Origin of the sequence: Bradyrhizobium sp. CIR48, assembly GCF_014198315.1 — a bacterium.
In the GTDB taxonomy this organism is placed as follows: domain Bacteria; phylum Pseudomonadota; class Alphaproteobacteria; order Rhizobiales; family Xanthobacteraceae; genus Bradyrhizobium.
The window spans coordinates 185,548-205,333 of sequence record NZ_JACIHG010000009.1; the positions used below are offsets into that span (position 1 = coordinate 185,548).

The window sequence follows — 19,786 nt, forward strand, 5'->3', positions numbered from 1 at the left end:
TCCTTCAAGCTCTCCCGATATTTCCGGCCGGAAAATCGGGGCAAACTGGTTGTTCAAGTGCCCGTCCTCTCTAGCAGAAGGCCGGGCCAAGACAAGAACCACGGGTCAAGGCTTCAAGGAGCCCGGTTTGGGGAACACCCGCGTGGGGCGGGTCAGGGGATTGCGCGGCAGGTTTTGGAATTTGGGGTGAGGACCGGGCTCGGGCCGGGTCTTCGACAGGAGACGGGTTGATGGCGTTGGGGCGTTTTTGTTCGGTAATGGCGCTCGTTTGCACCTGGTTGAGCGCTTCGGTCGGCCCCTCGCATTCGGCCAAGGACACCACGCCCCAGACCGCCAGCGGCCTGCCGGTGCCGCGCTATGTCAGCCTCAAATCGGATCACGTGAACGTCCGTGCCGGCCCGACCAAGGACAATGACGTGGCCTGGGTCTACACCCGTTCGGGCCTGCCGGTGGAAATCACCGCCGAATTTGAGAATTGGCGCCGGGTGCGCGATTCCGAAGGCGCCGAGGGCTGGGTCTATCACTCGCTGCTGTCGGGCCGCCGCACCGCGGTCGTCACCATGAAGCACAAGGACGACCTCGCCCCGATCTACGATCGCGCCGATCTCGACAGCGCGGTTGCAGCAAGACTCCAGGCCGGCGTCGTCACGCAGGTAAAGAAGTGCGCTGCAAACTGGTGCCGCGTCACCGGCAACGGTTTTGACGGCTGGATCCAGCAGGAGCGCCTCTGGGGCGTGTATTCGGACGAGCAGGTCAACTGACCCGAAGGGTCATCCCGGGGCGATGCGCAGCATCGAGGATTTCGAGATTCCCCGGTGCGCAATTGCGCGCCTGAGGTCTGGTGCTGCGCACCATCCCGGAATGACGGCCTAAAACGACAATGGCCGGGACGAGCCGGCCATGACGATCGCATCAGCAATCTAGAATTAGTTCAGCGCTTCTTGCGCAGGCGCACGACCATGTCGATGCGCGCGATCTCGTAACCCTCCGGCACTTCCGGCATCTTGGACAGCGCCAGATGCGGATCCTCGATGTCGACCAGCTCATGGCTGTTCTCGAGGTAGTAGTGATGGTGGGTGGTGACGTTGGTGTCGAAATAGGTCTTGGTGCCGTCGACGCTGACCTGGCGGAGCAGGCCGGCATCGGTGAGCTGGTTCAGCGTGTTGTAGACCGTCGCCAGCGACACCGGAACCTTGGCGAGCGTCGCTTCCTCGTAGAGCATTTCAGCCGTGAGGTGGCGAGCACCTTTGCCGAACAACAGCCAGCCCAGTGCCATGCGCTGACGCGTCGGACGGAGCCCGGCGGACTGGAGCATTTCGTTGACGTCGTGCCAGGGGCAGCCGGTGAGAGCCGGCTGGCGGCCGGACAGCAGGGCCGCGGAGTGGACGTCGTCGTCGTGATGGGGCGCAGTATTCTCGCTCATTTCCAGATTTCGGGCACGCGTGAACAATATCTCTCAGCAATATAAGAACAGAAAGATGCAGATGCAAGTTTCTCGCAACTAGAGAGGTTCTAATAAGGCTTGGAACCGGCCCGGTATCGCGTCATTTTACCTTCATGGATGCACTTTGCTACCCGAAATGGCCTGTGTTAGAGAGCGCGCGGTTCCGCTTAGCCGATTTTGGCGCAGCCGGGCATCGAGGCCCGGTCCGCAGTCCATCCGGGCATGCGGGCGCAGCGCCTGACAGTGGCAATTGGCGTTGCTCTCCGACCGAGACGGGGCCCATTTTCGCCAAAAAGCGCCGCTCAATCGGAATTCAAACAGAGGCTCTGCATGCTGAACAGGCGCAACGGTTACGAATACGAAGATCTGCTGGCCTGTGGCCGCGGCGAGATGTTCGGCCCGGGCAATGCCCAGCTGCCGTTGCCGCCGATGCTGATGTTCGACCGCATCACTGACATCAACGACAATGGCGGCGAGTTCGGCAAGGGGCTGGTGCGCGCCGAGCTCGACGTGAAGCCCGACCTCTGGTTCTTCGGCTGCCACTTCAAGAACGATCCGGTGATGCCCGGCTGCCTCGGCCTCGACGCGCTTTGGCAAATGGTCGGCTTTTACCTGGGCTGGACCGGGGGCGAAGGTCGTGGTCGCGCGCTTGGCCTGAACGAGCTGAAGTTCAGCGGCCAGGTGCTGCCCGAGGCCCGCAAGGTTGTGTACAACGTCGATATCAAACGCGTGATGCGTTCAAAGCTGGTGCTCGGTATCGCCGACGGGTGGCTTTCGGTCGATGACCAGATTATTTATCGCGCCAAGGACTTGAAGGTCGGCCTGTTCAAGCAGGGCACGAGCCTGGGCTGAGCGCATCACCAAGACAACAACGATTGAGGCGAGGCTGTCATGAGGCGGGTTGTGGTCACCGGGATGGGCATCGTCTCGTCGATCGGAAACAACACCCAGGAAGTGCTTGCGAGCCTTCACGAGGCGAAGTCGGGCATTTCGCGGGCTGAGAAATATGCCGAGCTCGGCTTCCGTTCGCAGGTAGCGGGCGCGCCGTCGCTCGATCCCGCGACGGTGGTCGACCGCCGCGCGATGCGTTTCCTCGGTCAGGGCGCGGCGTGGAATCACGTCGCGATGGAGCAGGCGATCCAGGACTCCGGTCTGTCGCCTGACGAAGTCTCCAACATCCGCACCGGCATCATCATGGGCTCCGGCGGCCCCTCCGCCCGCACCATCGTCGAATCCGCCGACATCACCCGCACCAAGGGACCGAAGCGCGTCGGACCTTTCGCAGTGCCGAAGGCGATGTCGTCCACGGCCTCCGCGACGCTTGCGACCTGGTTCAAGATCAAGGGCGTGAACTATTCGATCTCGTCGGCCTGCGCGACGTCGAACCATTGCGTCGGCAATGCCTATGAGACGATCCAGATCGGCAAGCAGGACGTCATCTTCGCCGGCGGCTGCGAGGAGCTGGACTGGTCGCTCTCCGTGCTGTTCGACGCCATGGGCGCGATGTCCTCGAAATACAACGACACGCCCGCCACCGCCTCGCGGCCCTACGACGTCAACCGAGACGGCTTCGTCATCGCCGGCGGTGCCGGCGTGCTGGTGCTGGAAGAGCTCGAACATGCCAAGGCGCGCGGCGCCCGCATCTACGGCGAGATCGTCGGCTACGGCGCGACCTCGGACGGCTACGACATGGTCGCGCCCTCGGGCGAAGGCGCCGAGCGCTGCATGCGCATGGCGATGTCGACGGTGAAGACCAAGGTCGACTACATCAATCCGCACGCGACCTCGACGCCGGCCGGCGATCCGCCGGAGATCGATGCGCTCCGCCGCGTGTTCGGAAGTGGCGAGAAGTGCCCGCCGATCTCGGCGACCAAGGCGCTGACCGGCCACTCGCTGGGCGCCACCGGCGTGCAGGAGGCGATCTACTCGCTGCTGATGATGAATAACGGCTTCATCTGCGAGAGCGCACATATCCAGGAGCTCGATCCCGTGTTCGCCGACATGCCGATCGTGCGCAAGCGCATCGACAACGCCAAGATCGGCACCGTGCTGTCGAACTCCTTCGGCTTCGGCGGCACCAATGCCACGCTGGTGTTCAGCCGGCTGGATGTGTGATCACCGACCCTGTCATGCCCCGCGAAAGCGGGGCATCCAGTACGCCGCGGCTTCTCGATCGATCATGACCGTCACTGGAATACTGGATCGCCCGCCTGCGCGGGCGATGACCTCGGGATAATGGGAACGACAATGGAAGGTCTGATGAAAGGCAAGCGCGGTCTGATCATGGGCATCGCCAATGATCATTCGATCGCCTGGGGCATGGCGAAGACGCTGCACGCGCACGGCGCCGAGCTTGCCTTCACCTTTCAGGGCGAAGCCTTGGGCAAGCGCGTCAAGCCGCTGGCGGAATCGCTCGGGGTTGATCTGGTGCTGCCGTGCGACGTCGAGGACATCGCCAGCGTCGATGCGACCTTCGATGCGCTCCGTGAAAAATGGGGCAAGCTCGATTTCGTCATTCACGCGATCGGTTTTGCCGACAAGAACGAGCTGAAGGGCCGCTACGCCGACACCAGCCGCGAGAACTTTTCACGCACCATGGTGATCTCCTGCTTCTCGTTCACGGAGGTCGCAAAGCGCGCCGCCGAGCTGATGACCGAGGGCGGCAGCATGATCACGCTGACCTTCGGCGCCTCCGAGCGCGCGATGCCGAACTACAATGTGATGGGCGTGGCCAAGGCGGCGCTGGAAGCCTCCGTGCGCTATCTCGCCTCCGATTTCGGACCGCGCGGCATCCGCGTCAACGCGATCTCCGCGGGCCCCATCCGCACGCTCGCGGGCTCCGGCATCGGCGAGGCGCGCGCGATGTTCGCCTTCATGCAAAAGCATTCGCCGCTCCGCCGCGGCGTCACGCTCGACGAGCTCGGCGGCTCGGCGCTGTACCTGCTGTCGGATCTCTCCGGCGGCGTGACCGGCGAGATCCACTACGTCGATTCCGGTTACAACATCGTGCTGATGCCGAGGCCTGACGATTTGAAGACGGAATAGACGACGCTGCCGTAGGGTGGGCAAAGGAGCGCAAGCGACGTGCCCACGATCTCTCAGCGGTCGCCATAGATAGAAGACGTGGGCACGCTACGCTTTGCCCACCCTACGATAGTTCGGCTAACCCGCCGCGATCTTCTCCGCCCGCTGGAACGCGGGACGCGCCATGCAGCGCGCGATATAGGCATCGAAGGCGGGGCGCGACGGCACCATCTTGAACAGGCGCACCGCGTAATTCAGGCCCGAGCCGATCGTGATGTCGGCGGCCGAAAACTCCTCGCCGAGAATCCACGGCCCCTTGGCAAGCGCAGCTTCCAGCACGTCGAACACCTGCGTCGCGCTGCCCCAGGCGGCGGTCGAGGTCGGGATCTCGATCTTGGTGAAGATCTGGATGATGGCCGGCTCGATGCAGCTCGGTGAGAAGAACAGCCATTGCAGATAGCGCGCGCGGCGCGGATCGGTTACGGCAGGCGCCAGCTTGGTCTCGGGATAGCGGTCGGCAATGTAGGCGCAGATCGCGGCGGCCTCGCCGAGTGCGGCGTCGCCGTCGCAGAGCGCGGGAACCTTGCCCATCGGATTGATCTTTAGATAGTCCGGCGCCTTCTGCGCGCCGGTCGAGATGTCGGTCAGCACGCGTTCATAGGCAAGGCCGCTCTCTTCCATCAGCCAGAGCGTCGTGAACGAGCGCGAGCGGGGCGACCAATAGAGCTTGATCATGGTGCGGAACCTTCCATCGGCGTGAGGCGGGCGAGGCTATTCATCGCGTGTCTACTTCGAAATCGCAACGCACTACGGTTGGTCCGATGCAGCGTTCGGTGGTCAACATCTTGGTCGACGCGAATGAGTGCGTGTCAGTCTTGCTTCAGATAACCGGGAAGCCCCCGATCGAGCCTGTCGGTGATGAGCGCCCGCGTTCTCTCGCGCAGGATCGCGCTGCTCGAAGCGGTCGCGGGCGGGTTGGGGAACTGGTCATTGTCGAGCTTGTTAAGCGGGTCTTCGGTCAGTCGCATACTTGCGGCGAAGCTCGCGCCGAAATTTACAAAGGGGCGCTTGATCTCCTCGTAGCTCCGGCCGTCGATCAGGTTGATCGAGATGTTCGCGAACAAATGCGAATGCCGGATCAGATTTCCGAGCCCTTGATTGAATGTGCCGATTCCGTTCAACATCATGCGGCTGCCCGGCAATTCTCCCTTGTACGTCGTCGCAACCAGATAGCGATCGCAGCTCACGTTCGGCGTGATGCCACGCACGATCGCTGGCAGGCGTTCGTTGGGATCGGGAATGAATCGCGATTTCGGATGATAGAACGGTTCGAAGGCACCCTTGGGGTAGGCGATCCTGCGAACACCGGGATCGCCGCCTGTTGCCGCTTTCACGCGCGCAAACACGAGATCGTCGAGACCCCAGTCGATAGGAACTTCGGCCTCCTCGTTCTCGAAGATGGTCAGCCCGAACTTCTGGACGGAGTAGCGCTCCCCGATCACGGAGATTACGCCGAGCTTACAGGCGCCGACGTCCACCGCTTGCGGTTTGTTCGCTGCCGGCTGCTTGGCCTTCGGCGCAGCCTTTTTCACAACAGGCTTGGCTGTTGCCGGGGGTGTGGCAGTTGGTGGAGCGGAGGGAGATTGGGCCCATCCGGTCGATGCACAAAGCGACGCGAACAGGGCGGCGACGGCGAGATTGCGTAACATGAATCGGTAGCGGAAGTTGCTGAGATGTGATCCGCAAACTAGAGCGTGCGGAGCGCCTCCGCAAGCAGAACCTATGACGTCTTCTGCCACCGGTAATATTTCATCATGAACCCGTTCGACGGCTCGATCTCCTCTTTCTCGAACTTAAAACCTTCGCGCTCGTACCAGCGCCAGGCCTTTTCGTTCTCGCGGACGCAGCGCAGATACATCTCATCCGGCATTTGCGTGCGGGTGAAGGCGAGCAGCTTTCGCCCGAGCGACTGCCCCTGATAGGCGGGTCCAACGAAAAGCATATCCAGATAGAGTTTTGGCACATGCAGCGCCAGCATGGCGGCGATCGTGCCGCGATCATCGGCGACGAACAGGCTCCAGCCGTTCTCGATCTCGCGTCGGATGCGGGCGCGGAGATTGGCGAGCAGAAAGTCGCTGGCCTCGCCGAGCCCGGTCGAGACCCAGCTCTCCATCCAGACGCAGCCGACCTCGTCATATTCGTCGGCGCGGGCAAGGCGGATGATCGGTTGCGACATTGGAGCCTCAGGCCCGCTGGCTGCGTACAGGTGGGCGTGCGCGCACCTTGCCGGCCGACAGGCACACCACTTCGGAGATCTGCAGCAGCTGCCGCGCCAGCGGGCTGGTCTTGCGCCAGACCATGCCGATGGTGCGGGATGGCTGCGGGTCGCGGAAGCGCGCGAGCGAGACCGACGCCGATCGCGTTTCCACCGGCACCGCCATCTCCGGGATCAATGTGACCCCGATGCCGGCGCTGACCATCTGGACCAGCGTCGACAGCGAATTGGCATCCAGCATTTCGCGCGGCGGCGCCGACTGCATGTTGCAAAACGACAGCGCCTGATCGCGGAAGCAGTGTCCCTCTTCGAGCAGCAACAGCCGCATCTCGCGCATCATCTCGCGCGACGGTGCCGGGGTCCCCTCATCCGCGCTCGGCCGGACCAGCAGGAATTTCTCCTCGAACAGGGCGACCTCGGTGAGCGAAGGCTCGGACACCGGCAGCGCCACGATGGCGGTGTCGAGCCGCCCTTCCACCAACTCCTGGATCAATCGCGGCGTCATGGTCTCGCGCACACGGATGTCGAGCTCCGGATGCATGCGGGTGAGATTCTTGGTGATCGTGGGCAGCAGATACGGCGCGATCGTCGGGATCATGCCGATGCGCAGGCGGCCGGCGAAGCGGTCCTGCGAGGCGCGGGCGAAATCGCCGAGCTCATCGACCGAGCGCAAAATGTCGCGGACGCGTTGCGCGAGCTCCTCGCCGAACCGCGTCAACGCCACCTGCCGGGCGCTGCGCTCCAGCAGCAGGCCGCCGAGCGTCTCCTCCAACTCCTTGATCTGCATCGACAAGGCCGGTTGCGAGATGGAGCAGGACTCGGCCGCGCGGCCGAAATGGCCGTGACGCGCCAGGGCGTCGAAATACCGGAGCTGGCGCAGCGTCAGGTTTATCATCAGAAAATCCTATCGCAGCGATCATTAAAGTCAACTTTACCTGATAGGACGCGACGCTTAGAGTGGTTCTACCTGGTCAAAGGCGCGAGTTCGACGCCACCAGAGGAGGTATTCATGGACGACACTTCGAAGTGCCCGTTTTCGGGTGGAAAACGCGTGCCAGCGAACCGCGATTGGTGGCCAACTCAGCTCAGCATCGAGATGCTGCACAAGAATTCCGGCCTATCCGATCCGATGGGCGACGAATTCGACTATGCCAAGGAATTCAAGACGCTCGACCTTAAGGCGGTCGTCAAGGACCTGACCGCGCTGATGACGGACTCGCAGGAGTGGTGGCCCGCCGATTTCGGTCACTATGGCGGTCTCATGATCCGCATGGCCTGGCACAGCGCTGGCACCTACCGCATCACCGACGGCCGTGGCGGCGCCGGTGCCGGCCAGCAGCGTTTCGCGCCGCTCAACAGCTGGCCCGACAACGCCAACCTCGACAAGGCGCGCCGGCTGCTGTGGCCGATCAAGCAGAAATACGGCCGCAAGCTCTCCTGGGCCGACCTGATGGTTCTCGCCGGCAACGTCGCGCTGGAATCGATGGGCTTCAAGACCTTCGGCTTCGCCGGCGGCCGCGCCGACGTCTGGGAGCCGGAAGAGCTCTATTGGGGTCCCGAAGGCACGTGGCTTGGTGATGAGCGCTACAGCGGCGAACGCCAGCTCGCCGAGCCGCTCGGCGCGGTGCAGATGGGCCTCATCTACGTCAATCCGGAAGGTCCGAACGGCAAGCCGGATCCGGTCGCTGCGGCCAAGGACATCCGCGAGACGTTCGCCCGCATGGCGATGAACGACGAAGAGACCGTCGCACTGATCGCCGGCGGCCATTCCTTCGGCAAGACACACGGCGCCGGCGATCCTTCGCTGGTCGGTCCGGAGCCGGAAGCGGGCGCGCTCGAGGATCAAGGCCTCGGCTGGAAGAGCAAGCACGCTTCGGGCCTCGCCGGTGATTCCATCACCAGCGGTCTCGAAGTGATCTGGACGGCGACGCCGACCAAGTGGAGCAACAACTTCTTCGAGAACCTCTTCAACTTCGAATGGGAGCTGACGAAGAGCCCGGGCGGTGCGAACCAGTGGACGGCCAAGGGCGCCGACGCGATCATTCCCGATGCCTTCGACAAGTCGAAGAAGCATCGGCCGACCATGCTGACCACCGACCTCTCGCTGCGCTTCGATCCGGCCTACGAGAAGATCTCGCGTCGCTTCCTGGAGAACCCGGATCAGTTCGCGGACGCCTTTGCCCGCGCCTGGTTCAAGCTCACCCATCGCGACATGGGGCCGATCCAGCGCTATCTCGGCCCGCTGGTGCCGAAGGAGACGCTGATCTGGCAGGATCCGATTCCGGCCGTGAATCACGAGCTGGCCAGCGAGCAGGACATCGCTGCGCTGAAGACCAAGATCCTGGCGTCGGGTCTGTCGGTCTCCGAGCTGGTCTCGACCGCCTGGGCGTCGGCCTCGACGTTCCGCGGCTCGGACAAGCGCGGCGGTGCCAACGGTGCACGCATCCGTCTTGCCCCGCAGAAGGATTGGGAGGTGAACCAGCCGGCTCAGCTCTCCAAGGTTCTCGGCAAGCTCGAAGCGATCCAGAAGGACTTCAACGCGTCTTCAGGCGCGAAGAAGGTCTCGCTCGCGGACCTCATCGTGCTCGGCGGTACCGCCGCGGTCGAGAAGGCCGCCAAGGATGCCGGCGTCGACGTGAAGGTCGGCTTCACGCCGGGCCGCATGGATGCCTCGCAGGAACAGACCGATGCTGAGTCCTTTGCGCCGCTCGAGCCGCGGGCCGATGGCTTCCGCAACTATGTCGGCAAGAAGCATCAGTTCCTGCAGCAGGAAGAAGCCCTCGTCGATCGCGCCCAGCTGCTCAGGCTCACCGGTCCGGAAATGACGGTCCTGCTCGGTGGTCTGCGCGTGCTCGGCGCCAACGCGAACGGTTCGAAGCATGGCGTTCTCACTTCGAAGGTGGGCACGCTCAGCAACGACTTCTTCGTCAATCTGCTCGACATGAGTGCGCAGTGGACGCCGGCGGCCGACGGCAGCTACGAGGCCCGCGACCGCAAGACCAACGCGGTGAAGTGGACTGGCACGCGCGTCGATCTGATCTTCGGTGCGCACTCCCAGCTCCGCGCCTTCGCCGAGGTCTATGCCACCTCGGACTCCAAGGAGAAGTTCGTAAAGGACTTCGCCAAGGCCTGGACCAAGGTGATGAACCTCGACCGCTACGACATCGTGGGCTGAGGTCGGCTGATCTCACCTCGGGCTCGGTGCAACCTCTCCCGCTTGCGGGGGAGGTCGCGCCGGAGGCGCGGGTGGGGGCTCTCTCGTCGTTGGGAGTCTCCTTGCGGAAGCACTGCCACCCAACCCTCCCCCGCAAGCGGGAGAGGGGGCGCATCTCGCCCGGAGCGGCACAAACAAAAAGGGCGGCCTTTCGGCCGCCCTTTCGTTTTCTGCAGTGTAGCGAGGCTTACTCGCCGGCTGCTTCGCGCGGGGCCTTCTCGCCCTCGCCGCCCTTGTCCTTGCCTTCGAGGTCTTCGCCGGTGGTCTGATCGACCACCTTCATCGACAGGCGGGTCTTGCCGCGATCGTCGAAGCCGAGCAGCTTGACCTTGACCTTGTCGCCTTCCTTGACGACGTCGGAGGTCTTCTGCACGCGGGCCGACGCGAGCTGGCTGATGTGGACGAGACCGTCCTTGGAGCCGAAGAAGTTCACGAAGGCGCCGAACTCCATCACCTTGACGACGGTGCCGTCATAGATCTGGCCGACTTCCGGATCGGAGGCGATCGACTTGATCCACTTGATCGCAGCCTTCATCGCCTCGCCGTCGCTAGAGGCGACCTTCACGGTGCCGTCGTCCTCGATGTTGACCTTGGCGCCGGTCTTCTCGACGATCTCGCGGATCACCTTGCCGCCGGTGCCGATCACTTCGCGGATCTTGTCGGTGGCGATCTTGAAGGTCTCGATGCGCGGCGCGTATTCGCCGAGCTCGGCACGGGCGTTGGTGAGCGCCTTGGCCATCTCGCCGAGGATGTGGATACGTCCATCCTTGGCCTGGGCGAGCGCGACCTTCATGATCTCTTCGGTGATGCCCTCGATCTTGATGTCCATCTGGAGCGAGGTGATGCCCTGCTCGGTACCGGCGACCTTGAAGTCCATGTCGCCGAGGTGATCCTCGTCACCGAGGATGTCCGAGAGAACCGCGAAGCGCTTGTCTTCGAGGATCAGGCCCATCGCGATGCCCGCGGTCGGCCGCTTCAACGGCACGCCGGCATCCATCAGCGCGAGCGAGGCGCCGCAGACCGAAGCCATCGAGGACGAGCCGTTCGACTCGGTGATCTCCGACACCACGCGCGTGGTGTAGGGGAATTCGTGGTGCGGCGGCAGCACCGGGTGGATCGCGCGCCAGGCCAGCTTGCCGTGGCCGATCTCGCGACGCTTGGTGCCGCCGAGGCGACCGGTCTCACCGACCGAGTAGGGAGGGAAGTTGTAGTGCAGCAGGAACGTCTCTTTGTACGTTCCCGACAGCGCGTCGATGTACTGCTCGTCCTCGCCGGTGCCGAGCGTGGTCACGACCATCGCCTGGGTCTCGCCGCGGGTGAACAGCGCCGAACCGTGAGCGCGGGGCAGCACGCCGACTTCGGCGACGATATTGCGCACGGTCTTGCTGTCGCGACCGTCGATGCGCTTGCCGGTGTCGAGGATGTTCCAGCGAACGATCTTGGCTTCGAGCTCCTTGAACACGCCGGCGATGCGCAGCTTGTCGTATTTCGGCTCCTGCCCTTCCGGGAAGTAGTGGGCGATCACCTTTTCCTTGACCTTGCCGACCGCAGCGTAGCGATCCTGCTTGACCGGAATGGCGTAGGCGGCGCGCAGCTCCTGCTCGACCAGGCCGAGCATTTCCTTCTCGAGCGCCGAATTGTCGATGACGGTGACTTCGCGCGGCTCCTTGGCCGCCTTCTCGGCGAGCTCGATGATCGCGTTGATCACCGGCTGGAAGTGGCGGTGACCGAACATCACGGCGCCGAGCATGATGTCTTCGTTCAGTTCCTTGGCTTCCGATTCCACCATCAGCACGGCGTCGGCGGTGCCGGCGACGACGAGGTCGAGCTGGGTGTCGACCATCTCGTCGAGCGTCGGGTTGAGGATGAATTCGTCATTGGCGAAGCCGACGCGAGCGGCGCCGATCGGGCCCTTGAAGGGCGCGCCGGACAGCGTCAGCGCAGCGGACGAAGCCACCAGCGCGACGATGTCAGGATCGTTCTCCATGTCGTGCGACAGCACGGTGGCGATCACCTGGGTCTCGTTGCGCCAGCCGTCGACGAACAGCGGACGGATCGGACGGTCGATCAGGCGGGAGACCAGCGTCTCCTTCTCGGTCGGACGTCCCTCGCGCTTGAAATAGCCGCCGGGAATGCGGCCCGCAGCGTAGGTCTTCTCCTGGTAGTCGACGGTCAGAGGCAGGAAGTCGACGCCTTCGCGCGGCGCCTTCGCCGCGACGACGGTGGCGAGCACCACGGTCTCGCCATAGGTGGCGACGACGGCGCCGTCGGCCTGACGGGCGATCTTGCCGGTTTCCAGCTTGAGAGTGCGTCCACCCCAGTCGATCTCGACCGAATGCTTATTGAACATAGATGTCTTCTTTCATGGGTTCTCGAAAGAAGGACGGCTCGAAAAACAAAAACCATGCGCAAGATTGCAGGGCGCTGATCGAAGCGGGTGATCAGCGTCCTGCGATCCTGCCATGGTTTTTGGATTTCGGATGGCGTCCATCCTTTCGGGTCATACGGGCGCCTTGCCCGTTGTGCCCAGCCGCCGGATTGCTGCTGGACTGTCAGTCGGCACGAATGCGAACACCGAACCGCGGTCTTCGCTGATCGTGCCCCGGATGCGAATCATCAACGATCCGTCTCCGACGTGCGCGCAACCTCGATCAAAAAGCTTAAAATAAGCGCTTTCGTTCGAAACCACGTGCGAAAACGCGCGCCGTTGGCGCGCGCAAGAACTCTTAACGGCGAATGTTGTGCTTCTCGAGCAGCGCCTTGTAACGCGCCTCGTCCCGCTTCTTGAGGTAGTCGAGCAGCGAGCGGCGGGTCGAGACCAGCTTCAAGAGGCCGCGACGCGAATGGTTGTCCTTCACGTGGGTCTTGAAATGGTTGGTGAGGTTGTTGATGCGTTCCGACAGGATCGCGACCTGAACCTCGGGCGAGCCGGTGTCGCCGGCCTTGTTGGCATTCGTCTTGATGACTTCCGCTTTGCGTTCTGCGGCAATCGACATCGTCAATTTCTCTCGTTGCGACCGGGGCTGGCAGTCAGGCCGGTCAGGTTGAACACACGCTTGGGGATGATTTCGCCATTGCCGACTTCAGCAAGCGCGAGAAGACGGCCTGCCACCGTGACATAGACTGTGCCGCTACAAGTGGGCGCATCCCGTCCGCGCAACAAAACGGCCTGGCCCCGATGGAGCCTTGCCGCATCAGCCCGAGTGACGGCCAGTGCCGGGATGTCGTCCAGCGCGGTCTCAACGGGCATAAGCGCGTCGGCGAGGCTACCCTCGCCGGACGCGGCTCTATCGCACAAAGCCTCCAGCTGATCCAGCGGAATCATGTCGTTTTCGCCAAATGGGCCGACCAGGGTCCGCCTGAGCGCGCAGATATGGCCGTAAGTGCCGAGAATCCGGCCCATATCGCGGGCCAGTGCCCGGACATAGGTGCCCTTGCCGCATTCGGCCTCGAATACGGCCCGATCTCTATCCGGTTGATCCACAAGGGTTAATTGGTGAATCTCGACCGGACGGGGGGCCAGCTCCACGACCTCGCCGTCGCGGGCGAGGTCGTAGGCGCGCTCGCCCTGGACCTTGATCGCGGAATAACGCGGCGGGATCTGCTCGATCACCCCGGTGAAGCGGGGCAACAGGGCCAGGATGGCCTCGCGGGTCGGACGCTGGTCCGAGGTCGCGGTCACCCGGCCCTCGATGTCGTCGGTGTCGCGCTCCTCGCCCCAGCACACCGTGAACTGGTAGCGCTTGCGGCCGTCCATGACGAAGGGAACGGTCTTGGTGGCTTCCCCGAGCGCGATCGGCAGCCCGCCCGAGGCGAGCGGATCGAGCGTGCCGGCGTGTCCGGCGCGCTTGGCGTTGAACAGGCGCTTGAGCACCGCGACCGCCTGCGTCGAGGTCATGCCGATCGGCTTGTCGAGCACGACCCAGCCATGGACGTCGCGCCGGTCGCGGCGAACCTGGTTGCCCTTCTGCTTGGCATTGGCGCGCGGATCGTTGTTGACGCGGCGCGGCTCCTGATGCGGCCGGGAATTGCCGCCGAGGCCCGCAAGATTGTCGTCCGTAAAATTATTTTTCTGCACGTCGCGCTGATCGGCCTGTTCGCCGCTGATCGTGTCGTGAGCCGGGTCCATGGTCATCGTTCTTCTTCCCGATCCGTCTCCGGATCCTGTTCCAAATCCTGTTCGAGGTCCTTCTGAACCGCAGGTGTTCGCAAAAGCTTCTCGATCCGTTCCGCTTCGTCGAATCGTTCGTCGACGCGGAAACGAAGATCAGGTGCAAATTTCAGGTTAACGCGCCGCGCGACCTCGCCGCGCAGAAACTTCTTGTTGCGTTCGAGCGCAGCAATGACGACCGCGGTGTCGTGGCCACCGAGCGGCATCACGTAGACTGTCGCGAGCTTCAGGTCGGGCGACATCCGCACCTCCGGCACGGTGATGATGTGACCTTCGAGATCCGCATCATGCACATTGCCTTGCGCCAGAATATCGGCCATCGCGTGGCGAACCTGCTCGCCGACGCGCAACTGACGTTGCGAGCCTCCGCCGGGTGCGGAATTTTTTTTCTGATGATGGCGTGGCATTCTCGAAAATCACCTCGTCATGCCCGCGTTTGGGACACGAGCATTGTCATTTGTCCTGTTGAAACGAATGCGGTGCGATGGCCGGAATAAATCCGGCCATCGCACTCCCGCAATTTCAGCTCAAAAAGATCCAGTCGCTTCGGTAAGATTTGGACTTACAGGGAGCGCTGGATCGTCTCCACGCGATAACACTCGATGACATCGCCTGCGCGCATGTCGTGGTAGTTCTCGAAGGCCATGCCGCATTCCTGACCGGACTGGACTTCCTTCACTTCGTCCTTGAAGCGCTTCAGCGTCGACAGCTTGCCTTCGTGCACGACGACGTTGTCGCGGATCAGGCGCACATTGGCGCCGCGTTCCACGGTGCCGTCGGTGACGCGGCAGCCGGCGACCTTGCCGACCTTGGAGATGTTGAATATCTCCAGGATGGAGGCATTGCCGAGCATGGTTTCGCGCAAAGTCGGCGCGAGCAGGCCGCTCATCGCCTTCTTCACGTCGTCCACGAGGTCGTAGATGATGTTGTAGTAGCGGATCTCGATGCCGTTGCGCTTGGCCGCCGCAGCGGCCTCCTTGTTGGCACGAACCGAGAAGCCGATGATCGCGGCGTTGAAGCCTTCGGCCAGCGTCACGTCGGATTCCGAGATGCCGCCGACGCCGGCATGCAGGATGCGGGCTGCGACTTCGTCGGTGCCGAGCTTCTCCAGCGAGCCGAGGATCGCTTCCAGCGAGCCCTGCACGTCGGCCTTGATGATCAGCGGGAATTCCTTGCGGCCCGCGGTCTTCAATTGCGACATCATCTGCTCGAGCGAGCCGCGCATGCCGGAGATCGAGGCAGCCGCGTTCTCGCGCTTCTGGTGCGCACGGTAGCTGGTGACCTGGCGGGCGCGGGCTTCGTTCTCGACCACGGCGAGACGATCGCCGGCTTCCGGCGGACCGTTGAAGCCGAGCACTTCGACCGGCACCGACGGACCTGCTTCCTGCACGGTCTCGCCCTGATCCGAGATCAGCGCGCGGACGCGGCCCATCTCGGCGCCTGCGACGATGATGTCGCCGACCCGGAGCGTGCCGCGCTGGACCAGCACGGTCGCGACCGGACCGCGGCCGCGATCGAGCTTGGCCTCGATCACGGTGCCCTCGGCCGGCCGTTCCGAATTGGTCTTGAGGTCGAGGATATCGGCCTGGAGCGCGATCATCTCGAGCAGCTTGTCGAGATTGGTCTTGTTCTTGGCGGACACTTCGACGTCGACGACTTCGCCGCCGAAGGATTCCACCTGCACCTCGTGCTGGAGCAGCTCGGTGCGCACGCGCTCGGGCTTGGCATCGGGCTTGTCGATCTTGTTGATGGCAACGATGATCGGCACCCGCGCCGCCTTGGCGTGGTTGATGGCTTCGATCGTCTGCGGCATGACGCCGTCATCGGCCGCAACCACCAGCACGACGATGTCGGTCACCTTGGCGCCGCGGGCGCGCATCGCGGTGAACGCGGCGTGGCCGGGCGTGTCGATGAAGGTGATCTTCTTGCCGCTTTCGGGCGACAGCACCTGATAGGCGCCAATATGCTGGGTGATGCCGCCGGCTTCGCCGGAGACGACGTTGGCATGACGGAGCGCGTCGAGCAGCGAGGTCTTGCCGTGGTCGACGTGACCCATGACGGTCACCACGGGCGAACGGGTCTCGGTGTCGGTCGAATCGTCGGTGGCGTCGAACAGACCCTCTTCAACGTCGGACGCAGCAACGCGCTTGACGGTGTGGCCGAGCTCTTCGGCAATGAGCTGCGCGGTGTCGGCGTCGATCACGTCGGTGATCTTGTGCATCGCGCCCTGCTTCATCAGCATGCGGATGACGTCGACCGCGCGCTCGGCCATGCGGTTGGCGAGTTCCTGGATCGTGATCGCTTCCGGAATGACCACCTCGCGGATGAGCTTTTCCTTCGGCTCGTTCGAGGCGTGGCCCTTCAGGCGCTGGGTGCGCCGGCGGAACGAGGCGATCGAGCGCTCGCGGACTTCGTCGGCATTGAGCGCGGTGACGACGGTCAGGCGGCCGCGCTCCTTCTGCGGGCCGGGCTTGTGGGTGGGCTTCGGGGCTACCACGGGACGCGCGGCACCGCCGGGACCGCGGCGGATCTGGCGCGGACCATCGTCCTCGTCCGGGCCGGCAGCAACCGCGGGAGCGCGGCCCAACGGGCCACCTGCCGGTCTCGCTGTGGTCGTTCCCGGGCGCGCGGTCGATGTTCCCGGGCGTGCCGTGGTGGTACCAGGGCGCGCTGCGGGGGCGCCGGGGCGCGGCGCCGGAGCGGCCGGGGCGGCGGCTGCGGGGCGCGGCGCGGATGCCGGCTGCTCGCCTTCGCCAAAACGCTTCTTGGCCTCGGTCTCTGCCTTGCGCTTGGCTTCGTCCTCGTGACGGTGACGCTCTTCCTCGGCCTTGCGGCGGGATTCGGCAGCTTCGCGCTCGACGCGTTCAGCGGCTTCGCGAACAGCGCGGCGCTGGGCCTCTTCCTCGGCCTGGCGGCGCTCTTCGACTTCGCGCACCTTGGCATCGGCCAGCGCGCTGGCGCGGGCGGAACGTTCGTCCTCGGTCAGCGTGCGCAGCACCACGCCGGATCCGGCGTTGCGCGGCGGCGCGGGGCGCGACGGAGCGGGCGTCGGAGTTGGCGCGGCCGGCGCCGGCTTCGCGACGACCGTGGGAGCCTGCGGTTCGGCACTGCCGTCGATGCGGCGCTTGCCGCGCTTCTCGACCACGACCTGCTTGCTGCGGCCATGGCTGAAGCTCTGGCGGACAGTGCCCGTTTCGACGCGCGGCTTGAGCGATAGCGTCTTGCTCGGAACGCTCAGCTTCTTGTCGTCAGGGGTCTTGGTATCAACCATTCAGCAGTCCTAATCCTGATTTATCAGTGTTGTGCGTTGCCGCACCGTCCTATCGGGTCGTCGTATCTCTCAGAAATCCTGGCCGGGCTTTTCGGCAGTCTTGTCAGCGTCCGCCATCCGGTATCGGACCAGCATCTGGCTACGTGACAGGAATGACTTGCTCGCCGGGCCCGCGAGCAGGGCAGCATGTATCACATTTGACCGGGTCAGTGCCAAATCCAATTCTAACGATTTCAGCGCGGTAACGACGGGAATCTGCGGCTTGGCGCCGCGATTTCCGGCATTTTGACGCGCCAGCATGTCCAATTTGCGGATTCCGTCCGCGGCCCCGTCGCTGGCGTGGATCAGGACCCCGGCCGTGCCTTCCCGAAGGGCGCTTTCGACCTTGCCGAAGCCGGCCACGACCTGACCCGCTTTGGCGGCGATCCCAAGGGCTTCCGTCACGCTCCGAACCAGGAGCGCCTCGATATCGGCAGGAAGCGTCTGAGGGATGCGCAGCTCGCGCTTGAAGGCCTTGCTAAATTGGTGACGCCGGACGGCTTCCGCAACCACCCCGCGTGAGGCGGTGAGCCACATGCCGCGTCCGGGCAGCTTGCGCTTGAGATCTGGAACTACGTCGCCCTGCGGCGAAATGACGAAGCGGATCAGCTCGTCGATCGGCCGGACCTGCCGACTGACCGCGCACATCCGCATGGTCGCGGACCTTTCGGTCCGCGGGCCATGGTCGAGTTCGGGGTCAGTATCGGTGAGCATCCGGGCGACATTCTCCTTTGCCCTTAAGCCGGCTGATCTTCGGTCGCTTCAGCCTCCTCGGCGGGCTTGGCCAGATCGGCCTCGGTGATCCAGCCGGCCTTGACGCGGGCCTGCATGATCATCGCCTCGGCATCGTCACGGGAGATGTCGATACCGTCGAGCGCGCCGGGGAACTTGGTCTGCTCGCCGCCTTCCTTGCGTTCGGTCCAGCCGACCAGATCGTCGGTGGCGCAGCCGGCGAGGTCGTCGACCGTCTTGATGTCGTTCTCGCCGAACTTCACCAGCATCTTCGAGGTGACGCCGGGCACGTCCTTGACCGCGTCCTCGACACCGAGCTCCTTGCGCCTGGCCTCGATCTCCGCTTCCTGCTGCTCGAGATATTCGCGGGCACGGCTCTGCAGTTCCTGCGCGGTCTCCTCGTCAAAACCTTCGATGCCGGCGAGTTCCTTGAGATCCACCATGGCGAGTTCTTCGACCGAGGTGAAGCCTTCGGACGCCAGCAGCTGGCCGACCACTTCGTCGACGTTGAGCGATTCCATGAAGACGCGGGTGGAGTTCTCGAAGTCTGCCTGGCGGCGCTCCGATTCTTCCTGCTCGGTCAGGATGTCGATGTCCCAGCCGGTGAGCTGCGAGGCCAGACGCACGTTCTGGCCGCGGCGGCCGATCGCCAGCGAAAGCTGGTTGTTGGTGTCGGGCACGACCACCTCGATGCGCTCGCGGTCTTCGTCGATGACGACCTTGGAGACTTCGGCCGGCGCCAGCGCGTTGACCACGAAGGTCGCGATGTCGGGCGACCACGGAATGATGTCGATCTTCTCGCCCTGCAATTCGTTCACCACGGCCTGCACGCGCGAGCCGCGCATACCGACGCAGGCGCCGACCGGATCGACCGAGGAATCGCGGGAAATCACGCCGATTTTCGCGCGCGAGCCCGGATCGCGGGCAACCGCCTTGATCTCGACGATGCCGTCATAGATTTCCGGCACTTCCTGCGCGAACAGCTTCGCCATGAACTGCGGATGGGTGCGGGAGAGGAAGATCTGCGGACCTCTCGTCTCGCGGCGGACGTCGAAGATGTAGGCACGGACGCGGTCGCCGTTGCGGAAGACTTCGCGCGGCAGCATCTCGTCGCGGCGGATGATGGCTTCGCCGCGGCCGAGGTCGACGATCACGCTGCCATATTCGACGCGCTTGACGACGCCGTTGACGATGTCGCCGATGCGATCCTTGAATTCCTGATATTGCCGGTCGCGCTCGGCCTCGCGCACCTTCTGCACGATGACCTGCTTGGCCGATTGCGCGGCGATGCGGCCATATTCCAGCGGAGGCAGGGTGTCGGCGATGGTGTCGCCGACCTGGGCACCGGGATTGGCGCGTTGCGCGTCCACCAGCGAGATCTGGTTGGAATGGTTTTCGACCTTCTCGACCACCAGCATGTGGCGCGACAGCCGCAGCTCGCCCTTCTTCGGGTCGATCTCGGCGTGAACGTCAGTTTCGCTGCCGTAACGGGCGCGCGCCGCCTTGGCGATGGCGTCCTCCATCGCCGCGATGACGATGCCGCGGTCGATCGATTTCTCGCGCGCAACGGCATCGGCGATCTGGAGCAACTCAAGTCGATTGGCGCTGACTGCCAT

General features: G+C 63.9%; 17 protein-coding genes. 5 read left to right on the forward strand and 12 right to left on the reverse strand.

The annotated features are described in order from the left end of the window. The first annotated feature begins 230 nt into the window (after positions 1 to 230). Complete coding sequence (locus GGD66_RS26990; RefSeq protein WP_018323403.1) at positions 231 to 761, forward strand: SH3 domain-containing protein; 531 nt, start codon at positions 231 to 233, stop codon at positions 759 to 761. A 170-nt stretch (positions 762 to 931) separates the two neighbouring features. Here the strand turns inward: GGD66_RS26990 and irrA are convergent, their stop codons facing one another. Beyond that, positions 932 to 1,423 carry an iron response transcriptional regulator IrrA gene (irrA, locus tag GGD66_RS26995; protein ID WP_014490952.1) on the reverse strand — a complete coding sequence of 164 codons (492 nt, stop codon included), beginning with the start codon at positions 1,421 to 1,423 and terminating at the stop codon, positions 932 to 934. Positions 1,424 to 1,774: 351 nt separating this feature from the next. Here irrA and fabA point away from each other — a divergent pair, with 351 nt between their 5' ends. The 3 genes from fabA to fabI all read left to right on the forward strand — a co-directional run bounded on the left by fabA (position 1,775) and on the right by fabI (position 4,489). Then, on the forward strand, positions 1,775 to 2,296 hold the full coding sequence (gene fabA / locus GGD66_RS27000; protein WP_018323402.1) for a bifunctional 3-hydroxydecanoyl-ACP dehydratase/trans-2-decenoyl-ACP isomerase: 522 nt from the start codon (positions 1,775 to 1,777) through the stop codon (positions 2,294 to 2,296). Between the two features lie 39 nt (positions 2,297 to 2,335). Then, positions 2,336 to 3,559 carry a beta-ketoacyl-ACP synthase I gene (fabB, locus tag GGD66_RS27005; RefSeq protein ID WP_018323401.1) on the forward strand — a complete coding sequence of 408 codons (1,224 nt, stop codon included), beginning with the start codon at positions 2,336 to 2,338 and terminating at the stop codon, positions 3,557 to 3,559. 132 nt (positions 3,560 to 3,691) lie between these two features. After that, positions 3,692 to 4,489: an enoyl-ACP reductase FabI gene (fabI, locus tag GGD66_RS27010; protein ID WP_183259507.1), complete on the forward strand. Its 798-nt coding sequence runs from the start codon at positions 3,692 to 3,694 to the stop codon at positions 4,487 to 4,489. A gap of 117 nt (positions 4,490 to 4,606) precedes the next feature. On the opposite strand, the gene GGD66_RS27015 is transcribed toward fabI, so the two are convergent. From GGD66_RS27015 to GGD66_RS27030, 4 genes are all read right to left on the reverse strand, one after another. Next, entirely contained in the window at positions 4,607 to 5,203 is a 597-nt protein-coding gene (locus GGD66_RS27015; protein WP_183259508.1) for a glutathione S-transferase family protein, read from the reverse strand. A gap of 134 nt (positions 5,204 to 5,337) precedes the next feature. Next, positions 5,338 to 6,177 carry a hypothetical protein gene (locus tag GGD66_RS27020; protein ID WP_246788986.1) on the reverse strand — a complete coding sequence of 280 codons (840 nt, stop codon included), beginning with the start codon at positions 6,175 to 6,177 and terminating at the stop codon, positions 5,338 to 5,340. A gap of 71 nt (positions 6,178 to 6,248) precedes the next feature. Continuing rightward, positions 6,249 to 6,704 (reverse strand): GNAT family N-acetyltransferase, encoded by a 456-nt coding sequence (locus tag GGD66_RS27025; RefSeq protein ID WP_183259509.1) that lies wholly within the window; start codon positions 6,702 to 6,704, stop codon positions 6,249 to 6,251. Positions 6,705 to 6,711: 7 nt separating this feature from the next. Next, complete coding sequence (locus GGD66_RS27030; protein WP_179732622.1) at positions 6,712 to 7,638, reverse strand: hydrogen peroxide-inducible genes activator; 927 nt, start codon at positions 7,636 to 7,638, stop codon at positions 6,712 to 6,714. A gap of 114 nt (positions 7,639 to 7,752) precedes the next feature. On the opposite strand from GGD66_RS27030, the gene katG reads away from it, so the two are divergent. Further along, positions 7,753 to 9,918: a catalase/peroxidase HPI gene (gene katG / locus GGD66_RS27035; protein WP_183259510.1), complete on the forward strand. Its 2,166-nt coding sequence runs from the start codon at positions 7,753 to 7,755 to the stop codon at positions 9,916 to 9,918. 226 nt (positions 9,919 to 10,144) lie between these two features. Here the strand turns inward: katG and pnp are convergent, their stop codons facing one another. The 7 genes from pnp to nusA all read right to left on the reverse strand — a co-directional run bounded on the left by pnp (position 10,145) and on the right by nusA (position 19,786). Then, positions 10,145 to 12,307 carry a polyribonucleotide nucleotidyltransferase gene (pnp, locus tag GGD66_RS27040; protein WP_018319413.1) on the reverse strand — a complete coding sequence of 721 codons (2,163 nt, stop codon included), beginning with the start codon at positions 12,305 to 12,307 and terminating at the stop codon, positions 10,145 to 10,147. 376 nt (positions 12,308 to 12,683) lie between these two features. Continuing rightward, positions 12,684 to 12,953, reverse strand: coding sequence for a 30S ribosomal protein S15 (gene rpsO, locus GGD66_RS27045; protein WP_008131787.1), 270 nt, complete (start codon positions 12,951 to 12,953; stop codon positions 12,684 to 12,686). A 2-nt stretch (positions 12,954 to 12,955) separates the two neighbouring features. Continuing rightward, positions 12,956 to 14,092, reverse strand: coding sequence for a tRNA pseudouridine(55) synthase TruB (gene truB, locus GGD66_RS27050; RefSeq protein WP_183259511.1), 1,137 nt, complete (start codon positions 14,090 to 14,092; stop codon positions 12,956 to 12,958). Then, positions 14,089 to 14,535 carry a 30S ribosome-binding factor RbfA gene (gene rbfA / locus GGD66_RS27055; RefSeq protein WP_018319415.1) on the reverse strand — a complete coding sequence of 149 codons (447 nt, stop codon included), beginning with the start codon at positions 14,533 to 14,535 and terminating at the stop codon, positions 14,089 to 14,091. Before rbfA ends, truB begins: the two co-directional genes overlap by 4 nt. A gap of 155 nt (positions 14,536 to 14,690) precedes the next feature. Then, on the reverse strand, positions 14,691 to 17,399 hold the full coding sequence (gene infB / locus GGD66_RS27060; protein ID WP_183259512.1) for a translation initiation factor IF-2: 2,709 nt from the start codon (positions 17,397 to 17,399) through the stop codon (positions 14,691 to 14,693). Between the two features lie 69 nt (positions 17,400 to 17,468). After that, positions 17,469 to 18,152 (reverse strand): RNA-binding protein, encoded by a 684-nt coding sequence (locus GGD66_RS27065; RefSeq protein ID WP_018319417.1) that lies wholly within the window; start codon positions 18,150 to 18,152, stop codon positions 17,469 to 17,471. 23 nt (positions 18,153 to 18,175) lie between these two features. Beyond that, a complete protein-coding gene (nusA, locus tag GGD66_RS27070) occupies positions 18,176 to 19,786 on the reverse strand; it encodes a transcription termination factor NusA (RefSeq protein WP_018319418.1) in 1,611 nt (536 codons plus the stop codon).